Origin of the sequence: Thermogutta sp. (assembly GCF_014359955.1) — a bacterium.
GTDB lineage: Bacteria > Planctomycetota > Planctomycetia > Pirellulales > Thermoguttaceae > Thermogutta.
Map to the genome: position 1 here is coordinate 1 of NZ_JACIYL010000646.1, position 2,591 is coordinate 2,591.

The 2,591-nt window shown below is 59.3% G+C and carries 3 protein-coding genes; 1 reads left to right on the plus strand and 2 read right to left on the minus strand.

Features of this window, described 5'->3' with window-relative positions; translation table 11 throughout:
• The coding region (locus H5U08_RS15400) for a hypothetical protein (RefSeq protein WP_297035003.1) at positions 1 to 340 on the plus strand (340 nt) is incomplete at its 5' end.
• A gap of 60 nt (positions 341 to 400) precedes the next feature.
• Here H5U08_RS15400 and H5U08_RS15405 read toward each other — a convergent pair.
• Together H5U08_RS15405 and H5U08_RS15410 are read right to left on the minus strand one after the other, a co-directional pair.
• The gene (locus H5U08_RS15405) at positions 401 to 682 is read right to left on the minus strand and encodes a hypothetical protein (RefSeq protein ID WP_297035006.1); all 282 of its coding nucleotides are present in this window, start codon (positions 680 to 682) and stop codon (positions 401 to 403) included.
• Between the two features lie 25 nt (positions 683 to 707).
• Positions 708 to 1,391, minus strand: a complete 684-nt coding sequence (locus tag H5U08_RS15410) for an FHA domain-containing protein (protein ID WP_297035008.1) — start codon at positions 1,389 to 1,391, stop codon at positions 708 to 710.
• Positions 1,392 to 2,591: the final 1,200 nt, after the last annotated feature.

Here is a 2,591-nt window from a genome sequence, read left to right on the forward strand (position 1 = left end):
TCTGGCCCAGATTTACCTTCGGGAAGATCGCCTGGATGAAGCCCTCCAGCTCTCTCAGGAACTTGCCGCAATGGGGAATTCGGAACCAGAACTTCGGGCCTTCGGCCTGGCGGGGATAGCAGGGGTCTATGTGTTGCAAAAGCGATATCGCGAGGCCGCCGACGCCCTCAATCAGCTCTGGCCGATCCGTGACCACCTGCGCGACCCACTCATGCGGCGATTGGTGGACTACGCCATCACCACAACGCGGGAAAAACTCGGGCCGATCACGGCACAGGAATGGGACTCCTGGCTAAAGAGTCTCCAGAACGGCGGCGAAAACGCGGAAAGCCGACCGTGAATATAAAAATGACCCGGCCGAGACTCTGCCGGGTCATGTGGTCGCCGATGTAAACGGGGATCATTCCGGCCGCTTGATGCCGATCGACTCCGTCACATCGTGAATGATGTCGCGCAGTTCCCGCAGCGAGACGTCTTCCAGTCGCTTCCCGCTCTGTTCGAGGCGCTCGTTGACCTTGATGGCCGTCTCCTGCATCACGGCGTGGGTGTCCTTGCTGCCACCCCAGAGGACGAAATTCTTTCCCCGCGTGATCCGGGTTTGGCCATCGTCGTTGTCGAGACCAATCCCCAACAGACCGGCAATCTTTTTGTTTTCCTGATTGTGACGGGCTTCGTCGGCCACTGTGCACCCCCGGGAAGTTTCTTCCTCACGTCTTGCGGAAAAACGCCTTCAACACGTTGGCAGCGGCTTGACGCGTGTCCTGGGGCTTGGGCTTCTGGAATTTGCCCGAATCCCCTTGTTTCTTCGGAACGTCCTCGCTCTGACCTTGATTCTCTTCGCTGAAGAGACTGGCCAGAGCCTGGCGGGTTTCCTCATCGACCGGCTTTTCCGGGCTGTGATGGGGAGCCGGTGTGGGTTCTGCCGTGTCCTTGGGCTGGTCGATTTGAATCGTGCGCGTTTCCGCGTGAGAAGCACCCTCGGACGGCGCTTTCTCATCACTCAACCACTGCTCGACATCGAACTCCGTTGAGCTGGCAGACGCCGCCCGCGCCGCTGCTTCGCGGACACTCTGCACTTTGGGCTTGACCTTGGCACCTTCACCCAGCCGCACGATGAATTCCAGCACGCCCACCAGGAGGCGATCTCCGTCCCGGAGTTGCATCTCTGTCCGCACGCGCTGGCCGTTCACATACGTGCCGTTTTTGGAGCCCAGGTCCCGCACCGCCACATAGTCACCTTCGATGATGATGACGCAGTGATGGCGGCTGACCAGATCGCTGGCCGGACGAAGCTGGCAATCTTCACCCCGGCCGATGAAGAACTTGGGGCCGGTCACCCGAACGGATCTTCCGGCGTACTTGCCGTTTGCGACTTCTAATTTGACTTCCATCGCCACACGCCTATCTGAGAGTCATTCGGCAGATTAGCTGCCAGGAACCGAAGCACTTCGGACCGTGATGAGCCGAACCGCTGCCCCGGAACGGATCAGGCTCCGGGTCCCCCCAACACCAATTTCCCAACCTTTCGCCTTTGTCGGCTATTGCCCTGCACTTCCGAAGTTAACGGTCCCGTTTCACCTCTCGTCGGCGTCGGCCGGATCCCAAAGCTCCCTCTCTCCGGAGACTTCCTGCTTCCCAGCCGAAACCTGCGTCGGCGAACAGTGAAAACGAGGTCAAAACTTCCATCCCTCTATCATGGTAACAAAACCATCCCTGCAAGTCAAAGTCCCCGGGAAAGTTTCTTCGTCCTACGAACGTGCGTCGACGCACCACGCGCATCATGTGGAGTGCGGCGATTCATCGCCGCTTTTCGGTGAAGGCTTTAGCCTTCACAACCTTGCCGTCGGCCCGGATCGCACCACGATGACCGATCGGGGTGGAACCCGACCCTCCAATCCACACAATGGAGGTCCGCATATCGGAGGGACCCGCTTGTCGGGTCCGCATGCCAGCCTTGGATGATCCATCCCAATTCACTCGCGCTCCGGTAGAGGCAATTCATGAATTGCCCCTACAATGTCGGAGGGATCCGATTGTCGGGGCCGTCGCACACCGATCGATAATCCATTCTTTTTCGTCGGGCATGACAAGCGTGCCCCTCCGACCTTTCAGAGGGACGTGCCTGTCACGTCCGAGGAACACCGATTGATCACCCATCCCTCTTCCCCGGGCACGACAAGCGTGCCCCTCCGAGACATCCTTCGGAGGGACCTGCTTGTCAGGTCCGTTTTTTTCGGAGGGACGTGCTTGTCACGTCCGCTCGTTTGACGTTGGATCATCCGTTGGTATTTAGCGGGGACTGAAGTCCCGCGCCGAAAGCGGGGCTAAAGCCCCGCACTCCATATGGAGTGCGGCGATTCATCGCCGCTTTTCGGTGAAGGCTTTAGCCTTCACCGCCTTGCCGTTGATCCGGATGGAATCGGGTTCGCCGATCGCGGTGGAACCCGATCCTCCGCCCCGACCACGAAATCCCACTGGTAGGGGCAATTCATGAATTGCCCCTACGACGTCGGTGGGATTTTTTCCGGAGGGACCTGCTCGTCAGGTCCGCCACGCAAGATTCGAGTATCCACGGCCTTTCCTCGGGCACG

Coding starts and splice junctions, on each gene's coding strand:
- H5U08_RS15410 (WP_297035008.1), bottom strand. CDS start 1,391: ATGGAAGTCAAATTAGAAGTCGCAAACGGCAAGTACGCCGGAAGATCC.